Here is a 20,315-nt window from a genome sequence, read left to right as displayed (position 1 = left end):
ACCCGGCCCGGCCCCCACCCGGCTCGCTTGAGGTTCGCCACCCTCCCCCGCAAGCGGGAGAGGGCTTCCTGTCAGGTCGGCAACGGGGCGAGTCGGCGGCAGGCCCCCTCCCCCGGCCCCTCCCCGCAAGGGGGAGGGGAGTACGGCAACGGCAGTTCGGCACCTCGCGGAGGGGGTGACAGGGAGGAGGCGGGGTGGTCGGAGGAAGAAGTGGATGTCTGAGCGAAGCGAGTTCACTTCTTCCGGAGACTACCCCGCCTCCGACCGCCCATCGGAGACGGGCCCTACCCCGCCAGGTGCGCGTACAGCCCGGAGGCGCCGCGATGCCCCATTTTCCGCGCGGCGACCTCGTGCGCCCGCCGCATCGACTCCTCGACCTCCAACCCCTGGAGAAGACCGCAGAAGAACGTGACCCCCCACACGTCCCCCGCCCCCGTGGGATCTCCCGGCACAGGCGCGCCCGGAGGGACCCTTCCGGTGCCAGCGGGCGCGCCGTCGGCCTCGCCCCGGGCGCCCGGCCAGGCCGGCGGAAATCCCGACCGCCGCGCGTACGCCGCCCCTTCCGCCCCGAGCGTCACGACCACCAGCCCCGGCCCCGCCGCGAGCACCCGCTCCGCGCGCTCCGGCCACGCTCCCGCGCCGGGGAGGGTCCCCAGCTCCCGCTCGTTCATCTGCACCGCGTCGAAGCATGCGGCCCACCGCTCCCACTCCGGGAGGGTCCGCAGCTCGCGCGTGCCGGCCCCCGGGCAGCCGAGGAAGAGCGAGTGCAGGTCGGCGTAGAGGGGCCCGCCGAACGTGCGCCGCAGTGCCTCCGCGTCCGCGAGCCCCATCTCGAAGCCGGAGATGAAGTTGATGTACAGCGCGTCCAGCCCGGCCACGTGGGGCTCCAGCTCCTCCCACCTCCACGCCGGCACCCCGCCGGTGAGCCGCTCCCCGCGGTGATCGCGGTCCGTGTAGCGCAGCTCCACCCGGTTCGTCGGCTCCGGCACCCCCACCAGCGAGGCCCCCACCGCCACCCCCGGCAGCCCCGCCAGGAACTCCCGCGCCTCCGCCTCCAGGTCGCGCCCCACCTTCACCACCGGCACCACCTCCCACCCCTCCGGCCGCACCGCCGCCGCCGCGGCGAGCGAGTACGCGATCCCGCCCCAGGAGGTGAAAGGCTCCCCGCGCGCCGCGTCCTCCAGCGTCCAGATGCGGTCCCAGACGAAGGTGCCCAGGACGCCGAGACGACGGGTCATGAATGGAGAACGAAGAATGACGAACGAAGAAAAGGGCGCCGGAGCGCTCCGGGAGTCCCGGCCGCCACCGAACCCCCGCCGTTTTCCTACACCTGCCCGAACCGCTCCAGCTTGAACACCGCCGCCGCCCCCACGACCCCCGCCGTCCCCGGCAGCTCCGCGGACACGATCCGGCAGCACTCCTGTGCCGACTTGAACGCCCGCCGCCGCACCTCGGCCCGGAGAGGCTCGAAGAGCGTGTCGCCAGCGCGGGTCACGCCGCCCGCGATCACCACCATCTCCGGGTTGAGGACGTTGATGATGCTCGCCACGGCCGCGCCCAGGAACTTGGCGGTGTCCTTCATCACCTCGGTGGCGTAGGCGTCGCCCTGCACCGTGGCCTCGTAGACCGTGGCGGCGGTGATGTCCTCCATCTTCCCGTTGACCATCTCCACCAGGACCGTCTCGGCGCCGGCCTCGATCCCCTCCACGGCGCGCAGCGCGATGGCGGGGCCGGAGGCGTACTGCTCGATGCACCCGTAGTTGCCGCACTTGCACTTGCGGCCGTTGGAGTCGATGGTCATGTGGCCGATCTCCCCGGCTACGTCCGAGCAGCCGTGGAAGATCTTCCCGTCCAGCACGATCCCTCCGCCGATCCCCGTGCCCAGCGTGAGCCCCACCAGGGTCCGCGTGCCCCGCCCCGCGCCCAACCACCACTCGCCGTAGGTGGCGCAGTTGGCGTCGTTGTCCAGGGTGGCGGGGAGGTGCACCGCGTTGGCGATCAGGTCGCGCAGGGGGAAGTTGCGCCACCCCAGGTTGGGGGTGTTGATCACCGTACCGGTGCGGCGGTCCAGCGGCCCCGGCGAGCCGATCCCCACCCCCGCGATGTCGTCCCGGGTGCCGCCGTGGGTGGAGAGGACCTCCGCGATCGCCTGCTCCACCATCCCCACGATCCGGTCCACGACGAACTTGGCTCCCCTCACCGAGTCCGTGGGCATGGAGCGTAGTCCGAGCACCTCCCCGCCCTCCGCCGGGAGCAGGCCGACGACGATGTTCGTCCCGCCCAGGTCCACCCCGACGATCCACCGTTTGTCACCCATTCAGAGCCTCACTGGCGGCAGCACCGCGCGGGATCCCCGTCGATCCGGCGCACCCATGTCCGGATCGCGACGAGTACCGGGTTGCGGCAGGCGGCGTCGCCTTCGATCCACGGCGCGGGGACAGCAGAAGAATGGGCCGGCGGCGCGTACAGGTCAACATAGGGCGTCCGGCACTCCCGGAGAGCCGTCGAGAGGCGGCGCGTGGAGGGGCAAAACCTCAGCTCCGCGCGCGGAGCTCCCGGTACACCTCGAGCGTCCGCTCCGCCGTCGTGTCGACGTGGAAGTCGCTCAACCGGCTCGACTGGGCGCGTACCATCTCCCGCCGCGCCTCCCCGGACTCGCGTAGCGCGCGGACGAGCTCCGCGAGGCGGCGGTGGTCGCCGGGCGGATACAGGCTCGTCCCCGTCGAGGCGTGCACCGGGCGGAGGATCTCCGCCGGCCCGCTGTCGTCCGCCGCGACGGTCGGCAGGCCTGCGGCCAAGGCGTCCAGCACGCTGGATCCGAGTCCCTCGTCCCGAGAAGAGAAGGCGAAGAGGTCGAATTCGCGCAGAAGCCGCCGGGCGTCGTCCACCCGTCCGACGAGGTGCACGCGGTCGCCAAGCCCGAGCGCGGATAGGAGCTCTTCGAGCACGGGCCGCCGCGGGCCCTCGCCGACGATCACCCAGTGCAGGTCGCGGGGAGCCTCGGCCGCGGCCCTCACCAGCTCCTCCTGGTGCTTGTACTCGTACAGGTGCCCGACGTTGCCCACCACGAAGGCGTCGGGCGCGATCCCCAGGCGCTCGCGCAGCGTGGGAGCGAGCGGGGGGAGGGCCCGCACCTCGGCGGGATCGATCCCGCTGTGGATCGTCCGGAGCCGGCGGGGATCCACCCCGCTCGCCGCCAGCCCGGCACGCACCCCCTCCGACACCGCGATCACCCGGTCCGCGCGGTTCCACTTCGCCGCGGAGGTCCGGAACGGAACGCGCCGCGAGGCGACGAGCGGGATCCCCAGGAGCTTCGCCGGGACGAGCGCCACCTGCAGGGCGTGCGCGTCGTGGCAGTGGACCAGGTCGAACCCCCGCATCGCGCGCGCGACGGCCAGGACCGCGCGCGGATCGGCGCCCCCCCGCCAGCGGATCCCAGCTACCGGGAGCCCCTCCTCCCGCAGCCTGCTCTCCAGCGGGGAGCCCCGCGGACAGAGGCAGAGCTGCGCCCGCACGCGGGAGCGCACCCCGCGCATCAGGACCCGGACCTGGTTCTGCCCGCCGGCCCAGGCGCGGCCGGAGTCCAGGTGGAGCACGGCCGGACCGGTCACGGGGAGCGGGCGGGCGCCCTCCCCGCCGGGAGGCGTGCGCACACGACCGCTTCCACGTCGGCGACCTCGATGAGGCGCATGCACTCGCGGTGCGCGTCGGGGAGCACGTACCCGGGCCCGCTGCGCGGGCAGACGTTGCGGACGCAGGAGATACAGGGAAGGTCCCCCGCGCGGACCATGTGCTGGCCGTCGCCGAGCGGGCGCGTCACCGCGGGGTCGCCCGGGCCCTGGAGGGAGAGGGTGGGGGTGCCCACCGCCGCGGCGAGGTGCATCGGACCGCTGTCGTTGGTCACCAGCAGGGCGCACTCCGCCAGTCCGGCGGCCAGGAGCGGGAGGTCGGTGCGCCCGCCCAGGTCGAGCGCGCGGCCCCCGGCGACCTCCGCGGTCAGCGCCCGCTCGGACGGGCTCCCGAAGACGGCGACCCGGACTCCGCGGCGATCCAGCCGCCGCACCAGCGCGGCGTACCGGTCCGCGTCCCAGCGCCTGGATGGAGCGTTGCTCCCCGGGAACACCCCCACGAGCGGGCCGTCCGCCCGGCCCGCCAGCTCCCGCCACCGGGAGGCCTCCCGCGCCGGGACGTGCAGGCGCGGAACCGGAGGGCGGCCGGGGAGCTCACCCGACACGAGCGCCGCGTAGAGAGCGGCCCGGTGGACCCGGGCCGACGGGAGGACCACGCGGTCGGTCAGGAGCGGGCCGCGGGAGTCGGTGGGCGTGCCCCGCCTGTGGCGAACGCCCCCGAGCCGGAAGAGGAGGGCCGACGAAAAGGACGGGGTCAGCAGGATGCCGCGGGCGTAGCGGAGCCGGCGGAGCTCGCGCGCGGCGTCCAGCGTGCCCCGGCTGCCGCGGTCCAGGGGGAGCACCCGGCGGACCCCGGTCCCGTCCTCCTGCCGGACCATCTCCAGCAGTGGAGCGAGCCAGCGGACCACCTGCACGTCGGCGCCCCCGGCCGCCGCGAGGGCCGGGAGCGCCATGACGAGGTCCCCGAGGTGATTGGGGGCCCGGACGACGGTGGGCGAGGCGGGGTCCTCCCGGGTCACTCCCCTACCTTGAGCACGGCCAGGAACGCCTCCTGCGGGATCTCCACGGTCCCCACCTGCTTCATCCGCTTCTTCCCCTCCTTCTGCTTCTCCAGGAGCTTGCGCTTGCGGCTGATGTCGCCGCCGTAGCACTTGGCCGTCACGTTCTTGCGCATGGCCTTGATGCTCTCGCGGGCGATGATCTTGTTCCCGATGGCCGCCTGGATGGCCACGTCGAACATCTGCCGGGGGATGAGCTGCCGGAGCTTCTCCGCGATGGTACGGCCGTACTCGTACGCCTTGTCCCGGTGGATGATGACGCTGAAGGCGTCCACCGGGTCGCCGTTGATCATCATGTCCAGCTTGACCAGCGGGTTGGCCCGGTAGTCCGCCATCTCGTAGTCGAGCGAGGCGTAGCCGCGGGTGGACGACTTAAGACGGTCGTAGAAGTCCAGGACGATCTCCGCCAGAGGCAGCTCGTAGGACAGCTCCACCCGCTGCGGGTCCGGGTAGTTCATCCCCTTGAAGTCGCCGCGCCGCTCGTGGCAGAGCTTCTGCACCCCCCCGATGTACTCCGCAGGGCACATGATGCGGGCGCGCACGTACGGCTCCTCCACGCGGTCCAGCTTGGTGGGGTCCGGGAGCGCGCTCGGGCTCTCCACCCACAGGTCCTCACCGTCGGTCATCGCCACGTGGTACTTCACGTTGGGGACGGTGGTGATGAGGTCCAGGTCGAACTCGCGCTCCAGCCGCTCCTGGATGATCTCCATGTGGAGCAGCCCCAGGAACCCGCAGCGGAAGCCGAATCCCAGCGCCAGCGAGGTCTCCGGCTCGTACGAGAGCGAAGCGTCGTTCAGCTTCAGCTTCGCCAGCGCGTCGCGCAGCTCCTCGTACTGCTCGGTGGCCGTGGTGTAGATCCCCGCGAACACCATGGGCTTGACCTCCTGGAAGCCGGGGATCAGCTCGGCGGCGCGATGGTCCGCGTCCAGGATGGTGTCGCCGGAGCGGGTGTGGGCCACCTGCTTGATCCCGGCGATCATGTATCCCACCTCGCCCGGGCGCAGCTCCGGCGTGGAGAAGCGGCCCAGCTGCAGGTATCCCACCTCGTCCACCGGGTACACGGCGTCGTTGGAGCCGAAGGCGACCCGCATCCCGGGGCGGAACACCCCGTCCATCACCCGGATGCTGGGGACCGCGCCCACGTACTTGTCGTAGTACGAGTCGAAGATCAGCGCCCGCGGCGGCGCGGCGGGGTCGCCCTCCGGCGGCGGCACCCTCGCCACCACGGCCTCCAGGATCTCCGCGATCCCGGTCCCCGCCTTGGCGGAGGCCAGGAGCACGTCGTCCGGGTCCACCCCCAGCAGGTCCACCAGCTCCTCGCGCCGGCGCTCCGGCTCGGCACCCGGGAGGTCGATCTTGTTGAGGACGGGGACGATCTCCAGCCCCGCCTCCATCGCCAGGAAGAGGTTCGAGAGCGTCTGCGCCTGCACCCCCTGCGAGGCGTCCACCACCAGGATCGCCCCCTCGCACGCGGCGAGCGAGCGCGACACCTCGTAGGTGAAGTCCACGTGCCCCGGCGTGTCGATGAGGTTGAGCTGGTACGACTTCCCGTCGCGCGCGGCGTAGGTCATCCGCACCGCGTTGAGCTTGATGGTGATCCCGCGCTCGCGCTCGATGTCCATGGAGTCGAGGACCTGCTCCTTCATCTCCCGCATCTGCAGGGTCCCGGTGGCCTCGATCAGCCGGTCCGCCAGGGTGGACTTTCCGTGGTCGATGTGCGCGACGATGCAGAAGTTCCGAATATGGTCGAGTCGCAAAGCGATTTTCCGCGTGAGTGGAGGGCCTCGCCCGGGGGTCCGGGACGCGATGAATTTATCCGTCTCGGGTACACTCAGGAAGGCCCGGCGTGCCGCACGATGCAAGCAAAGGGGCGATTTGCCGGGCGGGCGGAGGGTGCCGGTCCCCGCCTGCGGGAGGCCCCGCCGGGGCGATCTTCCAGGCGTGGCGGCGCATCCGGGGCCCCCGGCCCGCAGCCGAGCGCGCCTGGCACCGCCGTTGCCCTCTGGGAAGGCGTCCCGCCCCCCGGGACCAGACCGGCAGGTTCTCCCCTCCGAACAACGCCCCGCCACGGCACGGCTCCTCCCGGCCCCGCTTCCGGGAGGAGCCCGCCATGGGGGCTTCGGGTGCTTGAGCCGGAAACACTCGTTCACTAGCTTTCCATCTCCGGGCGCGGCCCGTCCTGCATTCACCGTCGTAACCATCACAGCCACGATGAAGCTCCCCCGCCGGACCGGCGCCCTGCTGGGCGCCTCGCTCGCGCTCGCCGCCTTCGCCGCCCCCGCGGCAGCCCAGGTTCCGCTCGCCCCGCGCGCTCTCGGGCTGGGCGGCGCCTACGTAGGCACCGCGCGCGGGCACGAGGCCCTGTTCGCGAACCCCGCCAACCTGGGGCTCTCCGGGAACCCCGCCTGGTCGCTCGGCTTCCCCCAGGTGGCCGCGGGGTTGAACCTGCTCGGGCCGCGGGTGGGCGACCTCCCCGACTTCTTCAACTACGACGACCTGACCGACGAGCGGAAATCCGAGCTGCTCGCGGCGGTCCCGGCCAGCGGCACGGCGCTGGAGGCGGACGTGCGGGCGCCGCTCGTGACCTACCAGAACGGCCGCCTCGCGCTGGGCGTCGCCTACGGCCTCCGGGGCGAGCACACCGTCGGCAGGGACCTGGTGGACCTCTTCCTCAACGGGTACCAGGAGGGGCGCACCACCTACCAGGTGGGGAACACCCGCGGCCGCCGCGCCACCTTCTGGGACTTCGCCGCCGGCTACGGCACCAGCGCCGGTCCGCTGAGCGTCGGCGCCACCGCGCACTACTACCTGGGCCGCTCGCTGGTGCAGACGCGCGCCTTCGAGCCGCGCTACGACCTGCAGGCCCGCGACATCGAGGTGGACTACGTGGGCGTGGGCGCCAGGGGCGGGCGCGGCTGGGGGCTCGACCTGGGCGCCGCGCTGGGGCCGGTCCGCGGCCTCACGGTGAGCGCGGTGGTCGCGAACGCGCTGGGCTCCATGGAGTGGAGCGACGAGCGCACGGGGAAGAGCGTGACGCTCACCCGCGCCGATTTCCGCGAGGCCGAGCTGCAGTTCGTCCGCAACCGGTACGACCAGAGCGAGCAGGACCTGGGGAGCGACCCCACCGGCGCCTTTGCTGCCGCGGCCGTGGGGCTGACGGAGAACGCCACGCTCCCCACTACCCTGCGCGTCGGCGCCGCCTGGGCGCTCCCGGGCGTCGGCACCACCCTGACGGCGGCCTTCCACGACGACCTCTCCGAGGGGCGCCTCGCCGGCCGCTGGACCCGCCTCCTGGGTGGGGGCGTGCAGCAGAAGCTCCCCGTGGGGACGGTGCGGGTCGGCTTCTCGTCGGACCTGGAGGACGGCAGCATGGCCTCCGGCGGGCTCACCCTGGGCCCGGTCGACCTGGCCGCGGCGCGCTTCACGACCGGCGACGCCAGCGGCGGCGAGCGCAACGGCTGGATCGGGAGCTTCGGGCTGAGCGTTCGGGCCTACTGACCATTGCAACGGATAGGCCGGAACGGCTGTGGGGGACGGCGCGCCGCACGCGCCGTCCCCCATTTCGTTGGTGCCTTCGACCCCTCGCTCCGGCCGGCCCCGACCGGATCCGAGCAGGGCGGGAGGGGCCCATCAGACAGCCCAGCCAGGACAGCCATGTTCCTACCGCTCCATCAGCACACCCTCTGTCCATCGGGGCAGGAGTTGACGGTTATGACCCTCACCCGGGATGCCGCCTCTCCCCGCGCATCCGTCACGTCAACACGCAACTCGATCGAACCATCGCCAGGGACGGTGGTCGTATACGTCTGGTCGGTGCCGACGAGATCCCAGTCCTCATACCAGCGGTACGTGAAGGGCTCGGTGCCGGTGGTGACCGCCGCCTGGTAGGTCACGGTGGATCCGGGTGCAACCGTGCCCGGGCCTTGCATGGCGATTTGCACCCGATCGGTGTAGGTGATCAGCATCTCCGCCCACGGCCCAGGACCGCCCGCGAAATCGTAGAGCTGGAAGCGACCGATGTCGGGACGGAGGTTCAGGGTGCCAGCTCGATAGCCCACAAATGGCGCGGCAGCCCACCGGTTGTTGGGATCCCACGCGAAGGGCTCGCGCTTGCTATCGAGCGGCGCGCCCGCGGCATCTCTCACCCGTACCTCGGCCACGTTGTATTCGCGGGTGCCGCCATCCACGATCGTGGCTCCTGTGCGCCTCTCCGTGCCAGGCTCCGGGATGTACACGGGGCAGCTTGCGGGCTCCGTATGCTCCACTTTGAGCGAATGACCGCTCCAGTTGAAGGAATAATCGGTCGGGCAGTTATGCACGCCCAGTCCGTCGTCATGGCAGGCAAGAAGGAACATGGAGCCCGCCATTCCGAGCGCAATTCGGAAGCTTCGCCCGGACATGGTGCCCTCAGGGGTTCGCAGGGGTGATGGGCTCGAATGCCACAGGCCGCTCCGGGCTGATTGTGACGCGGATCATACCTCGCTCTGGAGAATCGAACACGGTGACCTCTGTCGGCTGGGTCGCCGCTGGGACCGTGAGACTCCCCCTCAGCCCGACGTAGATTTCGCGTGCCAGCCGCGCCTGCCCGTTCGCCCTGCTCAGCACCTGTACCGGCCGGTCGAGTGTAACCTTCCAGCGGGCGTGCTGCGGGTGGAAGTCTCTATCCGCCAGCAAGAGCTCGGGAACCGCGGCGGCGCGGCTTCCGGTAAGCTCTCCAACGCGCCGGACCGCCTGCTCGGGGGAGAGCGGCATGGTGAAACCTTGTCCCCGGGGCACGCCCACGGCGAACACATCGGCACCGGATCGCGGGGGGAGCCAGAGGTGGCCATTCTCGATCCACGCCTCGGTGTACGCCGCCACCGCCACGCTCAGGACGGGTGTACCGTCCGGCGAAGAGAGGTAGACGAGGTAGTACGGGCCGTACGCGTTGCGGACGCCCGGGTGGGCGTCGTCGGGGACCGGCTCGTAGGCAGTCGCGGCGTAGTATGCGGGCGAGCCCACCCGGAGCGCGTCGAAATCGATTTCCCGCCCGTGATCGCCCTCGAGGTAGCCGCGAATGTACGGCGCAAACGATCGCGCATAGGCGAGGGCGAGCTCAGCTGCGCGTTGGGGGGTGATCTGTGGACGTGCACCGGGCAGGGGCGCCGGGAGCTGAAACCCACCATCCGGGCCGATGCGCTCCGCCAGCTGTTCCGTCACGTAGTTCCGGATGTCCCCTGCGTGCAGCGGTTCAGGTGAGGAAACGGCCGCTCGCTCGCAGGCGGAGAGGAGCAGCGACCCGGCTGCCAGGCCCGACACAACCAGGCCAAGGGGAGCCCTGCGTTTGGAGGGTAGGAGGGAAACGTGCATTGCGACCTCCGGGCATCAGGTGATACCTACCTGCGAGCACTGGCGCTTTATATAAGTATATTCCGCGGTCGCGTTGTTAACGATTTTCGCAAACTACGCTCTACCCTTCGAGAATTACGGGGGCGGCGCTCGCCGCCCCCGTTTCTGACCAAGTCAGCCGTACGGCTCAGCGGGTGAGCGCCCTCACCTCCGCCAGCCCCGCCGGGTCCCACTGCGGGCGCTGGTCGGCGTTCGCGACCTCGTTGGCGAGGTAGAACACCAGGCGGGCCACCCGCGCCGCCTTGTCCGCGTCGATCTTCTCGACGTGGTCGCCGGGGCGGTGGTAGTCCGGGTGCACCCCGCTGAAGAAGAAGATCGAGGGGACCTCCTTCCGGGCGAAGTTGAAGTGGTCCGAGCGGAAGAAGAAGCGCTCCTGCGGCCAGATGTCGTCGGCGGCCACCAGGTTCAGCTCCGGGTGGCGCGCGCGGATCGCGTTCACGGTGGGCCCCAGGGTGGAGTAGTCCTTCCCGATCACCACGATGCTGTCCGGCGAGTTCCGCGCGATCATGTCGACGTTCACGTTCGCCACGATCTGCTGCAGCGGGAGCGTCGGGTGGTCCGAGTACCACTCGGAGCCCAGCAGCCCCTTCTCCTCGCCGCTCACGTGCAGGAACACCACGGAGCGGCGCGGGCGCGTCGGGAGGGAGGCCATGGCCTCCGAGATCTCCATGAGCGCGGCGGTGCCGGAGCCGTTGTCGTCGGCGCCGTTGTAGATGGAGTCGCCGCTCGCGTCCGGCCTCCCCACGCCCTCGTGGTCGAAGTGCGCGGAGAGCACCACGTACTCGTCGCGGAGCGCGGGGTCGCTCCCCCGCAGCACGGCGACCACGTTCGGCGCCTCCTCACGGTCGAGGTCGCGGAACGGCGCCCCCCCCGTGATCCGGACCCCCGCCAGCGGGACCTGCCGGGCGTCGCCCGACGCGGCGGCCTGCAGGGCCTGGTCGAAGTTCACGTTCCCCGCCGCGAACATCCGCCGCGCGGCGGCCTGCGTGACGAAGAACTGCGGGAAACCCGGGAGCCCCGGCGCGGCGCCTCCGAGCGCCCGGGTCGGCCGGGCGGTGAACTCCTGGTACTTGGCGATGCTGTCCGCCGTCCAGGTGGCGTCCAGGACGTGGATGACCGCCGATGCGCCGGCCTGCCGCGCAGCGGCCGCCTGCCGGTTGCGCTCCACCCGGAAGGGCACGCCCCAGGTCCCGGGGAGCGTCACCACGGCCGCCCGCTCGCGCAGGCTCCCCTCGCCGAGCGCCTCCGCCGTCCCCTTCCCCACGAACACGAGCGGGGCGCTCACGTCGGCGGTCGTAGCGCCGCGGGTGAAGAAGTCCCGCCCCAGGCGCAGCGTCTGGGTGCCGCGGGAGGTGACGACGTCCAGCCGGGTCCCGGCGGTGTTCAGCCCGCGCAGGGGGAACGGGTACCACTGCAGGTACGTGCCGTTTTCTCCGGCCGGCTCCAGCCCCAGGCGGCGGTGGTGGTCGATCAGCGCTTGCGCCGCGATGTTCAGCTCGGGACTCGGCGTGTTGCGCCCGCGCATGGCGTCCGACGCGAGGAACGCGATGCGCGAGTACATGTCCTCGGGAGTGATCGTAGCCGCGGCCGCGGCGTCGGCTCCGGGCGGAGCCGATGCCGCAGCGGGTTCCGGCGGTCCCGCCGGGACGCTGGAAACGGGCGCGGCGCACGCCGCGAGGGCGAGCGCCGCAATCAGGGGGAGTGCAACGGACCGGCGTTGCGTCATCGGATCCTCCGGATGGAGTAGGGTAGGCCCGACGGGCCTACTGGAATCCCTCCGGCCGGACGCGGGCGCCGCCTTCGTCGGAGGGTGGGGGTCGTTCCTGCTTCGGCGGCGCTTCCGAGCGCGTCCGCTCCGGCGGAGACTCGCGCTGGGGCTCGCGCTGCGGTGCCGTCACCCGGGGCCGCGAGGTCTCCGGATCGGTGGGGCGGCGCTCCAGGACCGGGCGGGACCGCTCGTCGTCGCGCCGACGCTCCTCCTGCTCCCGCGAGCGCTTCCGCTCCTGCTCCGTCTGGCGCGGCTGCTGGCCCTGCTGGTAGTCGCTCCGGCGGTCCAGCACCGGGGTGTCCACGCGCGGCCGGGACTCCGGGCGGGTGCGCGTGACCTCGTCCCGGGCCGAGCCGCCCGTGCGGCGCAGGGGCGGGAGGCGGCCGCTGCGGTCGCGGTCGTAGTCGCGGCCGATCGCGGCGGCCGGCTCCTTGTAGCGGTGCAGCGGCTCCGCCCTGCGGGAGTCCGCCAGGTAGTAGCCACGGGCGCGCCGGTGGCGGTGCGGATCATAATAGTACGGGTCGTCGCGCAGCAACACGACCAGCCGGTCGCAGCGGTCGTAGTACCCCCCCCACGAGTAGGGGTCGGCGTACCGGTCGTAGCAGGCGTAGCGCGGGTAGGCGTGGCGCGACCCCACGTGGTACGCGTAGTAGTCGGTCGCGAACTCCCCGTAGTCCCAGTCCGGCACCAGGAGCTCCGTGATGCGGTCCAGGGCGTAGTACGGGTCCCCCCGCACCCCCGAGCCGATGCGGCGGTACTCCCACGCCGAGCCGGAGCGGTTCTGGAAGGCCCGGAAGTCGAGCGGCTCCTCCGAGGCCACCACGTACAGGTATCCGATCCCGGGCGAGCCGCGGACCCTCCAGTCGCCGGTGCCCCCGGCGAAGGGGAGCGAGTAGTTGCGCCCGCCGCGCACGTATCCGTCGTCCCACGGGGAGCGCGGGTAGAGGAACTCCACCTCGCCGTCGGTGGTGAGGTGGATCACGGCCACGTAGGCGCTCCGGGTCGCGTGGAACTGCACGCGCACCCGGTCGCCCGAGCGGAAGAGGTCGCGGTCGTCGTCCGCCCAGACACGGACCCGGAGGTCGTACGCCTGTGCGGCGGGTGCGTCCGCCGCGGGGAGCGCGGCGGCGCGGGCGGGGGCCGCCCCGGCGGCGCCGGAGGCGGCGAGCAGGGCGAGGGCGGCGAACAGGTTTCTCATGGACACGGCTCCGTTGCGGTGCAGGATCCCCTGCGGGCAAAGCGCGTTCCGCGCGGGCGTGGAGGAAAACGTCAAGGCTCCAGGCGGATTCCGCCGCCGCGGCGCCTCGCCGGGGGCGGCGGCTGCGTCCCACCGCGGGGACACCGGGGTGTCCGCGGCGTGGACACCAATCGGCGCGTCGGTGGCTCTCCACCGTTGACGCAGGGTCCGGGGAGCCCTTAGCTTGCGGCGTTTGCCCCCCGCCCGGAGCCGCGGCGCGGCGCCATCCACACGGATGGTACCGGATCGGGGGCGCAAGATCAACCGTCGCGGCGCATCCGGCGCCACGCCCGTCCCCTCCGGCCGTACGTCGTGCCGCATCCGCTCCTGATCGAAGCGTTCCGCTCCGCCCCCGCGTTCCGGGAGCTCGCCGCCGCGCTCCCGCGCGCGGGCGAGTCGCTCCTGGCGGAGGGCCTCGCGGGTGCGTCGCCCGCCCTCCTGGTGGGCGCGCTCCACCGCGTCCGCCCCGAGCGGATCTGGGTCCTCGTCGTCTCCACCCCGGACGGAGCCGAGCAGGTGGCCGCCGACCTGGAGGCGCTCCTGGGCGAGGGCGCGGTGCACCTGTACCCGCAGCGCGAGTCGCTCCCGTACGAGGAGGCGGAGCCGCACGTGGAGATCGGCGGCGCCCGCGTGGAGGCGCTGGAGGCGCTCCTCGGCGGGCGCACCGCGCTCCTGGTCACCACCACGCGCGCGCTGCAGGAGCTCTCCCCCGCCGTGGACGGGCTCGCCGACCTCCGCCTGGAGCTGCGGGTGGGCGAGGAGATCCGCCTGGGCGACCTGAGCGCCCGGCTGGAGGAGATGGGCTTCGAGCGGGTGGCGACGGTGGAGGAGGTGGGGCAGTTCGCGCTCCGCGGCGGGATCGTGGACGTGTTCGGCTTCGGCACCCCGGAGCCGGCGCGCATCGAGTTCTGGGGCGACCAGGTCGAGTCGATCCGCCACTTCGACCTCCTCACCCAGCTCTCGGTCAGCTCCGTGGAGAGCATCCAGGTGCTCCCGGTGGACCTGCGGCCCTCCGCGGCGAAGGCGGGTCGCGAGCGGAAGCCGGCGTCCGGAAACGGCGCCGGAGCGCCGGGCGGGCGCCGCTCGCTCCTGGACTACCTCCCGCCGGAGACGGTGCTGGTGCACCTCACCGGCGGCGCCACACGCGCCGAGCTGGAGCGCACCTGGACCGAGGTGCAGCGCCTCCACCAGGCCGAGGTGCAGCGCGGGGCGGGCCCCGAGGGCCCCGAGGCGCTCTTCCTCCCCGCCGCCGAGGCGGCGGCGCGCCTCGGCCGGTTCCCGCAGGTGTTCGTGGGGGTGGGGCCCGACGCCGGCCGGACGCTCCGCTTCCGCGCCGCGCCGCCCGAGGCCATCGACCGCGACATGGCCCGCCTGGGCGACGTGCTCCGCGGCGGGGCCGCGCGCGGCGAGCGGACTCTGGTGCTCTGCGACAACCAGGGGCAGCTCGACCGGCTCCAGGAGCTGCTGGACGAGCTCCGCGTCCGCTCCGAGGTGACGCTCGCCCTGGGATCCGTCTCCGGCGGCTTCATCCTCGCCGACGCCGACCCGCCGCTCCGCGTCCTCACGGACCACGAGATCTTCCGGCGCACCCGCCGCATCCGCCGCAGGCGGCGGTTCCGGGGGGGAGCCGCGCTGGAAAGCCTGGCGGCGCTCAAGCCGGGGGAGTACGTGGTCCACATGGACCACGGCATCGGGCAGTTCCGGCGGATGGAGCGCGTCCGCGTCGGCGAGGAGGAGTTCGAGACCCTGGTGGTGGAGTACGCCGGGGGAGAGCTGCTGCGCGTCCCCGTGCACCGGGTGGACCTGATCGAGCGCTGGGTCTCCGAGAACGAGGAGGGTCCCCCGCCCCGCGTCCACAAGATCGGGGGGAAGGACTGGACCCGCACCAAGCAGAAGGCGAAGAAGGCGATCCAGGAGATGACGGCCGAGCTCCTGGAGCTGTACGCGGCCCGGGAGGCAGAGGCGGGGTACGCTTTCGGCGCCGACTCGCGCTGGCAGCGGGAGATGGAGTCCGCCTTCCTCTTCGAGGACACCCCGGACCAGCGCCAGGCCACCGAGGACGTCAAGCGCGACATGGAGTCGCCCCGCCCCATGGACCGCCTGATCTGCGGCGACGTGGGGTACGGGAAGACCGAGGTGGCGGTCCGCGCCGCCTTCAAGGCGGTGCAGGACGGGAAGCAGGTGGCGGTCCTGGTCCCCACCACGATCCTCGCCGAGCAGCACCTGCACACCTTCTCCGAGCGGCTGGCGGACTTCCCGGTGCGGATCGAGGCGCTCTCGCGCTTCCGCACCGCGAAGGAGCAGGCCGTCGTGCTGGAGAAGCTGGAGCGCGGCGAGGTGGACGTCATCGTGGGGACGCACCGGCTCCTCTCCCCCGACGTGAAGTTCCACGACCTGGGGCTGATCGTGGTGGACGAGGAGCAGCGCTTCGGGGTGAAGCACAAGGAGCGGCTCAAGCAGCTCCGGCGCACGGTGGACGTCCTGACGCTCACCGCCACGCCGATCCCGCGGACCCTGCACTTCTCGCTGCTGGGGCTCCGGGACATGACGCTGATCCAGACTCCCCCGCGCGACCGGCAGCCCATCATCACCCACGTCCTCCCCTGGGCGGACGCGGTGCTGGAGGACGCCATCCGCCGGGAGCTGGACCGGGGCGGGCAGGTCTTCTTCGTCCACAACCGGGTGGAGACCATCGCCACGGTGGCGAAGCGGGTCGGTGACCTGGTCCCGGACGCCCGCGTGGGGGTGGCGCACGGGCAGATGAAGGAGAAGGAGCTGGAGGAGGTGATGACCCGCTTCATCGAGGGGGAGGTGGAGATCCTGGTCGCCACCGCCATCATCGAGTCCGGGCTGGACGTCCCCCGCGCAAACACCCTGGTCGTCAACCGCGCCGACCACTTCGGCCTGTCGCAGCTCTATCAGATCCGCGGCCGCGTGGGACGGAGCCACCACCGCGCGTACTGCTACCTCCTGGTCCCCGACGAGGTCTCGGAGGAGGCGGAGAAGCGGCTGCGCGTCCTGGAGCACTACACCGAGCTGGGGAGCGGATACCGCATCGCCCTGAAGGACCTCGAGCTGCGGGGCGCGGGTAACATCCTGGGCTCGGAGCAGTCCGGCTCCGTGCACGCGGTCGGGTTCGACACCTACATGCGCCTCCTGGAGGAGACCGTCCGCCAGATCAAGGGGGACGGCAGGGCGCCCGCGCGGAAGCCCACCGACGTCTCGGTGGACGGGGTGGCGCTGATCCCGGACGAATACGTGCCGGACGAGGCGCAGAAGCTCCACTTCTACCGCCGTCTCGCCCGCGAGGAGGACCCGGGGCGGATCGAGGCGCTGCGCCGCGAGCTTCGCGACCGCTACGGGCCGGTGCCGCCCGAGGCGGAGGCGCTCCTCGCCACCGCCTCGCTGCGGCTGCTCGGCGGCGCGCTGGGGATCGAGCGGATCCTGGTGCGCCCCTGGGACGTGCGGCTCAACTTCCGCACCGGGGTCGTCCCGCGCATGGTGAGCCTGCAGCGGGTGCTGGCGGCGCGGCAGTTCGACGTGGAGGTGCGCCGCCCGATCCCGCTCTCGCTGACGCTGCACCGCCGCGGCACCGAGCCGATCCTCGCCACCCTGGTGGACGCCCTCCGGGAGCTGGAGCAGGAGAGGGCCGCCGCGGCGTAGGCCGTTCCACCGCGCGGTACCGGCGCCGCGCAGCACGTGCACCACCGGAGTACGAGCGTTGACGGGTACGGCTTCCCGGCCGTGCCGACCATTCACCCGTTGCTGGAGACACGCATGAAGCTGTCCCGTTGGGCGATGCTTGCCGCCGCCCCCCTGCTCGCCGGGGGGTGCGGAGGCTTCGGCAGTGCCATGACCGCGCACACCGACGTGGTCGCGAGGGCCGCAGGCCACGAGCTGAAGGTGGAGGAGGCCGCGCGGCTCCTGGCCGGCAACCCGCAGATCCCCGCCACCCCCGAGGTGGTGCAGGAGCTGGCGAACATGTGGGTGGACTACACCCTGCTCGCCGCCGCCGCCGCCGAGGACACCTCGCTGGCCGTGCTCGACCTGGAGCAGCTCGTCGCCCCGCAGCGCGAGCAGATGGTGATGTGGCAGCTCCGCCAGCAGGTGATCCGCCCGGACACCACCTTCACCGAGCAGGAGATCCAGCGGCTCTGGGCCTCCGAGGGCCCGGGCGCCGAGGTGCGCGCCCGCCACATCCTTTTCCAGGTCCCCGCGGAGGCCCCGCCGGCGCAGCGCGACAGCGTGCGCAGGCAGGCGGAGGCGGTCCGCGCCCGCGCCGCGGCCGGCGAGGACTTCGCCGCGCTGGCGCGGCAGCACTCGCAGGACCCCGGGAGCCGGGAGCAGGGCGGCGACCTGGGGTACTTCGGGCGCGGGCGGATGGTCGCCCCGTTCGAGGAGGCCGCCTTCCAGCTCGAGCCGGGGCAGATCAGCCCGGTGGTGGAGACCCCGTTCGGCTACCACGTGATCCGGGTGGAGGACCGCCGTCAGACCGACCTGGGCGAGCAGCGCGAGGGCTTCGTGCGGTTCCTCGTGCAGCGGGCCCAGCAGGACGCCGAGAAGACGTACGTGGACTCGCTCACCAAGGCCGCCGGGGTGGAGGTCCGCCCGGGCGCGGCCAAGATCGCCCGTGAGCTGGCCGGCCAGACGAACCTGCAGCTGCGCGGACGCGCGGCGGAGCGGGTGATGGCGTCGTACAAGGGCGGCGAGCTGACCACCGGCGAGTTCGCCGAGTTCCTGCGCACCATCCCGCCGCAGGCCCGCGGCAGCTTCTCGCAGGCGACGGACGAGCAGGTCAACGACCTGGTGGAGCAGATGACGCACAAGGAGCTCCTCCTGCGCGAGGCGGAGCGCCGCAAGATCGCGCCCTCCGCGGCACAGCTCGACACGCTCCGCCGCGGCACCCGCGAGTCCATCGGCGAGATCGTGCGCCAGGCCGGCTTCACCCGCGACCGCCTCCCGCGCGGCGCCGGGGCGAGCCAGGCGATCGAGGCGCGCGTCAAGGAGCTGATCGAGGGCGCCATCAGCGGCACCCGCCAGGTCCCGCAGCTCGGGCCGCTCGGCCCCGCGCTGCGGAGCAAGTACGAGTTCGAGATCAACGAGGGGACCTTCCCCGCGGTGGTCAAGCAGATGCAGACGCTCCGCCCGGCGCAGCCGCAGCTGCCGCCCCCGGGCGCGGTCCCCCCGGGGCAGCCGCTCCCCGCGCCGGACCAGGAGCTGGCGCAGCCGCCCGTCACGCCGCAGCAGGAGCAGTAGCGGCGGCTTTCCTCCCGGGGCGCGGAACTCCGCGCCCCGGAAGGGCGTATGAACCGCGGGGCCATGGGGGTGCGCAGGCATCCACGTGGCCCCGCGGCGCTCCATCGCGGAGCGCCGCCCCGACCGGCGGGGACCCCCGCCGCAGCCCACGTCCCGACGAACCCGCCATGCGCATCCGTACCGCGTTCGCACTGATCTTCGCCGCTGCCCCCGCCGCGCTCGGCGCACAGGTCCCCGCCGCACCGCAGCCGGGTGAGGAGCTGGTGGACCGCGTCGTGGCCGTGGTCGGCGACACCACGCTCCTCCTTTCCGACGTGCAGGAGGAGATCGCCCGGCTCCGCGCCGAGGGCCGCCCCGTCCCCCCCGACCCGCAGGCGCAGCAGGCCCTCCTGCGGCAGATCGTGGACGCCCGCATCGACGACCTGGTCGCGCTGCAGGCTGCCAAGAACGCCGGGATCCAGGTGAGCGACGACGAGGTGGCGCGCGCCGTGGACCAGGAGATCCGCGAGATCCGCGGCCGCTTCCCCAGCGAGGCCGAGTACGCGGCGACCCTGGCGCAGTCCGGCTTCACGCCGGAGCAGTTCCGCGCCTTCCGGATGGAGCAGACCCGCGGCCGGATCATGGTGTCGCGCTTCGTCGCGCAGCGCCTCGGCAAGGCGGTGCGCCCCCCGGTCTCGGAGGCGGAGATCCAGGCGGCCTTCCAGGCGCAGCGCGGCCAGCTCGGCTCACGGCCCGCCACCGTGTCATTCGAGCAGGTGATCGTGGAGCCGGTCCCGAGCGACTCGGCCAAGGCGGTGGCGCTGCGCCGCGCCCAGCAGGTGCACGACGAGCTCCGCAAGGGCGGCGACTTCGAGGTGCTGGCCCGCCGCTTCTCCGAGGACCCCGGCTCGCGCGAGCGGGGGGGCGACCTGGGGTGGTTCAAGCAGGGGCAGATGGTCCGCCCCTTCGAGCAGGTGGCCTTCGCGCTCCGTCCCGGAGACGTCAGCGGGATCGTGGAGACGCAGTTCGGCTACCACATCATCAAGCTGGAGAAGGTCCGTGGCGGCGAGCGGCAGGCGCGCCACATCCTGATCCGCCCGGAGCTCACCGAGGCGGACCGCGTCCGCGCCCGCGAGCGCGCCGACTCGGTGGCCGCCGCCGCACGCGCCGGGGCGAGCATGAGCGTCCTGGCCGAGCGGTACAACACCCCGTCCGACCAGCGCTTCGCGGAGGACGTCCCGCTCGACCGGCTCCCCCCGGCGTACGCCCCCGTGGTGCAGGGCGCCACGGCCGGGTCCGTGGTGGGCCCCCTGCAGGTGGAGGGCGGCACCGGCGGCGCGGGCTGGGTGGTGGTGAAGGTGAACGAGCGGCGCGAGGCCGGCGAGTTCACGCTGGAGGAGTTCCGCGAGCAGATCCGCGAGTCCATCCAGCAGCAGAAGATCCAGCAGCAGGTTTTCGCCGAGCTGCGGGACCGCACCTTCGTGGACGTCCGGCTCTGAGATGGCGGAGGGGCTCCGGCTGGACGTCCTCCTGCACCGCCTCTGCCTCACTCGCAGCCGCAACGAGGCCAAGACGGCGTGCGACGCGGGGGCGGTCTCCCTGAACGGGCGGAAGGCACGCCCCGCGGACGAGGTGGTCCCGGGCGCGCGGCTCGAGGTCCGCTACCCGGCCCGGACGCTGGAGCTGGAGCTGGAGGTGCTCCCGGGAAAGAGCACCTCGAAGAAGGCGGCGAAGGAGATGTACCGCGTGCTGCGCGAAGAGCGCACGGCGGAGCGCTGGTGAGCCTCCCCCGGATCGCGGTCACCCTGGGCGACCCGCGCGGAATCGGCCCGGAGGTGGCCCGCAGCGCGCTGGAGGACCCGGAGGTCGCGGGGCTGGCGGAATGGACCGTGGTGGGGCCGGAGGGATGGGACGGCCCGGGGACCGCGCTCCCCGTGGGCCGCTGGACTCCCGCCGACGGCCAGGCCGCGGCGGGGCGCATCGCCGGGGAGGCGGTGCGC

15 protein-coding genes are annotated in these 20,315 nt (G+C 72.8%); 6 read left to right on the top strand and 9 right to left on the bottom strand.

The window, feature by feature from the left end; genetic code table 11:
• Nucleotides 1-284: 284 nt before the first annotated feature.
• From VGR37_18515 to lepA, 5 genes are all read right to left on the bottom strand, one after another.
• Nucleotides 285-1,238: a carbohydrate kinase family protein gene (locus VGR37_18515; protein ID HEV2149403.1), complete on the bottom strand. Its 954-nt coding sequence runs from the start codon at nt 1,236-1,238 to the stop codon at nt 285-287.
• Between the two features lie 86 nt (nt 1,239-1,324).
• Nucleotides 1,325-2,317, bottom strand: coding sequence for an ROK family protein (locus VGR37_18510; protein ID HEV2149402.1), 993 nt, complete (start codon nt 2,315-2,317; stop codon nt 1,325-1,327).
• A gap of 217 nt (nt 2,318-2,534) precedes the next feature.
• Nucleotides 2,535-3,653: a glycosyltransferase gene (locus tag VGR37_18505; GenBank protein HEV2149401.1), complete on the bottom strand. Its 1,119-nt coding sequence runs from the start codon at nt 3,651-3,653 to the stop codon at nt 2,535-2,537.
• The gene (locus tag VGR37_18500; protein ID HEV2149400.1) at nt 3,608-4,648 is read right to left on the bottom strand and encodes a glycosyltransferase family 9 protein; all 1,041 of its coding nucleotides are present in this window, start codon (nt 4,646-4,648) and stop codon (nt 3,608-3,610) included. Before VGR37_18500 ends, VGR37_18505 begins: the two co-directional genes overlap by 46 nt.
• On the bottom strand, nt 4,645-6,444 hold the full coding sequence (gene lepA / locus VGR37_18495; protein ID HEV2149399.1) for a translation elongation factor 4: 1,800 nt from the start codon (nt 6,442-6,444) through the stop codon (nt 4,645-4,647). Before lepA ends, VGR37_18500 begins: the two co-directional genes overlap by 4 nt.
• Nucleotides 6,445-6,898: 454 nt before the next feature.
• Here lepA and VGR37_18490 point away from each other — a divergent pair, with 454 nt between their 5' ends.
• Nucleotides 6,899-8,185: a DUF5723 family protein gene (locus tag VGR37_18490; GenBank protein HEV2149398.1), complete on the top strand. Its 1,287-nt coding sequence runs from the start codon at nt 6,899-6,901 to the stop codon at nt 8,183-8,185.
• 173 nt (nt 8,186-8,358) lie between these two features.
• Here the strand turns inward: VGR37_18490 and VGR37_18485 are convergent, their stop codons facing one another.
• The 4 genes from VGR37_18485 to VGR37_18470 all read right to left on the bottom strand — a co-directional run bounded on the left by VGR37_18485 (nt 8,359) and on the right by VGR37_18470 (nt 13,041).
• Nucleotides 8,359-9,042: a hypothetical protein gene (locus tag VGR37_18485; protein ID HEV2149397.1), complete on the bottom strand. Its 684-nt coding sequence runs from the start codon at nt 9,040-9,042 to the stop codon at nt 8,359-8,361.
• Between the two features lie 52 nt (nt 9,043-9,094).
• Nucleotides 9,095-10,036, bottom strand: a complete 942-nt coding sequence (locus VGR37_18480) for a hypothetical protein (protein HEV2149396.1) — start codon at nt 10,034-10,036, stop codon at nt 9,095-9,097.
• Between the two features lie 166 nt (nt 10,037-10,202).
• Nucleotides 10,203-11,636, bottom strand: a complete 1,434-nt coding sequence (locus VGR37_18475; protein HEV2149395.1) for a M28 family peptidase — start codon at nt 11,634-11,636, stop codon at nt 10,203-10,205.
• 202 nt (nt 11,637-11,838) lie between these two features.
• A complete protein-coding gene (locus tag VGR37_18470; GenBank protein ID HEV2149394.1) occupies nt 11,839-13,041 on the bottom strand; it encodes a DUF4384 domain-containing protein in 1,203 nt (400 codons plus the stop codon).
• A 351-nt stretch (nt 13,042-13,392) separates the two neighbouring features.
• Between VGR37_18470 and mfd the strand changes: the two genes are divergently transcribed.
• The 5 genes from mfd to VGR37_18445 form a co-directional block, all read left to right on the top strand.
• On the top strand, nt 13,393-16,743 hold the full coding sequence (gene mfd, locus VGR37_18465) for a transcription-repair coupling factor (GenBank protein ID HEV2149393.1): 3,351 nt from the start codon (nt 13,393-13,395) through the stop codon (nt 16,741-16,743).
• Nucleotides 16,744-16,857: 114 nt separating this feature from the next.
• Nucleotides 16,858-18,336, top strand: coding sequence for a peptidylprolyl isomerase (locus VGR37_18460; protein ID HEV2149392.1), 1,479 nt, complete (start codon nt 16,858-16,860; stop codon nt 18,334-18,336).
• A gap of 167 nt (nt 18,337-18,503) precedes the next feature.
• A complete protein-coding gene (locus tag VGR37_18455; GenBank protein HEV2149391.1) occupies nt 18,504-19,814 on the top strand; it encodes a peptidylprolyl isomerase in 1,311 nt (436 codons plus the stop codon).
• Nucleotide 19,815: 1 nt separating this feature from the next.
• On the top strand, nt 19,816-20,097 hold the full coding sequence (locus VGR37_18450; protein HEV2149390.1) for a S4 domain-containing protein: 282 nt from the start codon (nt 19,816-19,818) through the stop codon (nt 20,095-20,097).
• Nucleotides 20,094-20,315: hypothetical protein (locus VGR37_18445; protein ID HEV2149389.1), on the top strand; the 222-nt coding region annotated here is incomplete at its 3' end. The genes VGR37_18450 and VGR37_18445, both read left to right, overlap by 4 nt.

The organism is Longimicrobiaceae bacterium (assembly GCA_035936415.1).
In the GTDB taxonomy this organism is placed as follows: domain Bacteria; phylum Gemmatimonadota; class Gemmatimonadetes; order Longimicrobiales; family Longimicrobiaceae; genus JAFAYN01.
This window is presented reverse-complemented; position numbering and strand designations above follow the sequence as displayed.

Bases quoted from the DNA above. Each gene is read 5' to 3' on its own strand.
- VGR37_18450 (HEV2149390.1), top strand. From the start codon at position 19,816: ATGGCGGAGGGGCTCCGGCTGGACGTCCTCCTGCACCGCCTCTGCCTC.
- VGR37_18480 (HEV2149396.1), bottom strand. From the start codon at position 10,036: ATGCACGTTTCCCTCCTACCCTCCAAACGCAGGGCTCCCCTTGGCCTG.
- VGR37_18490 (HEV2149398.1), top strand. From the start codon at position 6,899: ATGAAGCTCCCCCGCCGGACCGGCGCCCTGCTGGGCGCCTCGCTCGCG.
- VGR37_18470 (HEV2149394.1), bottom strand. From the start codon at position 13,041: ATGAGAAACCTGTTCGCCGCCCTCGCCCTGCTCGCCGCCTCCGGCGCC.
- VGR37_18460 (HEV2149392.1), top strand. From the start codon at position 16,858: ATGAAGCTGTCCCGTTGGGCGATGCTTGCCGCCGCCCCCCTGCTCGCC.
- VGR37_18510 (HEV2149402.1), bottom strand. From the start codon at position 2,317: ATGGGTGACAAACGGTGGATCGTCGGGGTGGACCTGGGCGGGACGAAC.
- VGR37_18455 (HEV2149391.1), top strand. From the start codon at position 18,504: ATGCGCATCCGTACCGCGTTCGCACTGATCTTCGCCGCTGCCCCCGCC.
- VGR37_18485 (HEV2149397.1), bottom strand. From the start codon at position 9,042: ATGTTCCTTCTTGCCTGCCATGACGACGGACTGGGCGTGCATAACTGC.
- VGR37_18475 (HEV2149395.1), bottom strand. From the start codon at position 11,636: ATGTACTCGCGCATCGCGTTCCTCGCGTCGGACGCCATGCGCGGGCGC.
- VGR37_18515 (HEV2149403.1), bottom strand. From the start codon at position 1,238: ATGACCCGTCGTCTCGGCGTCCTGGGCACCTTCGTCTGGGACCGCATC.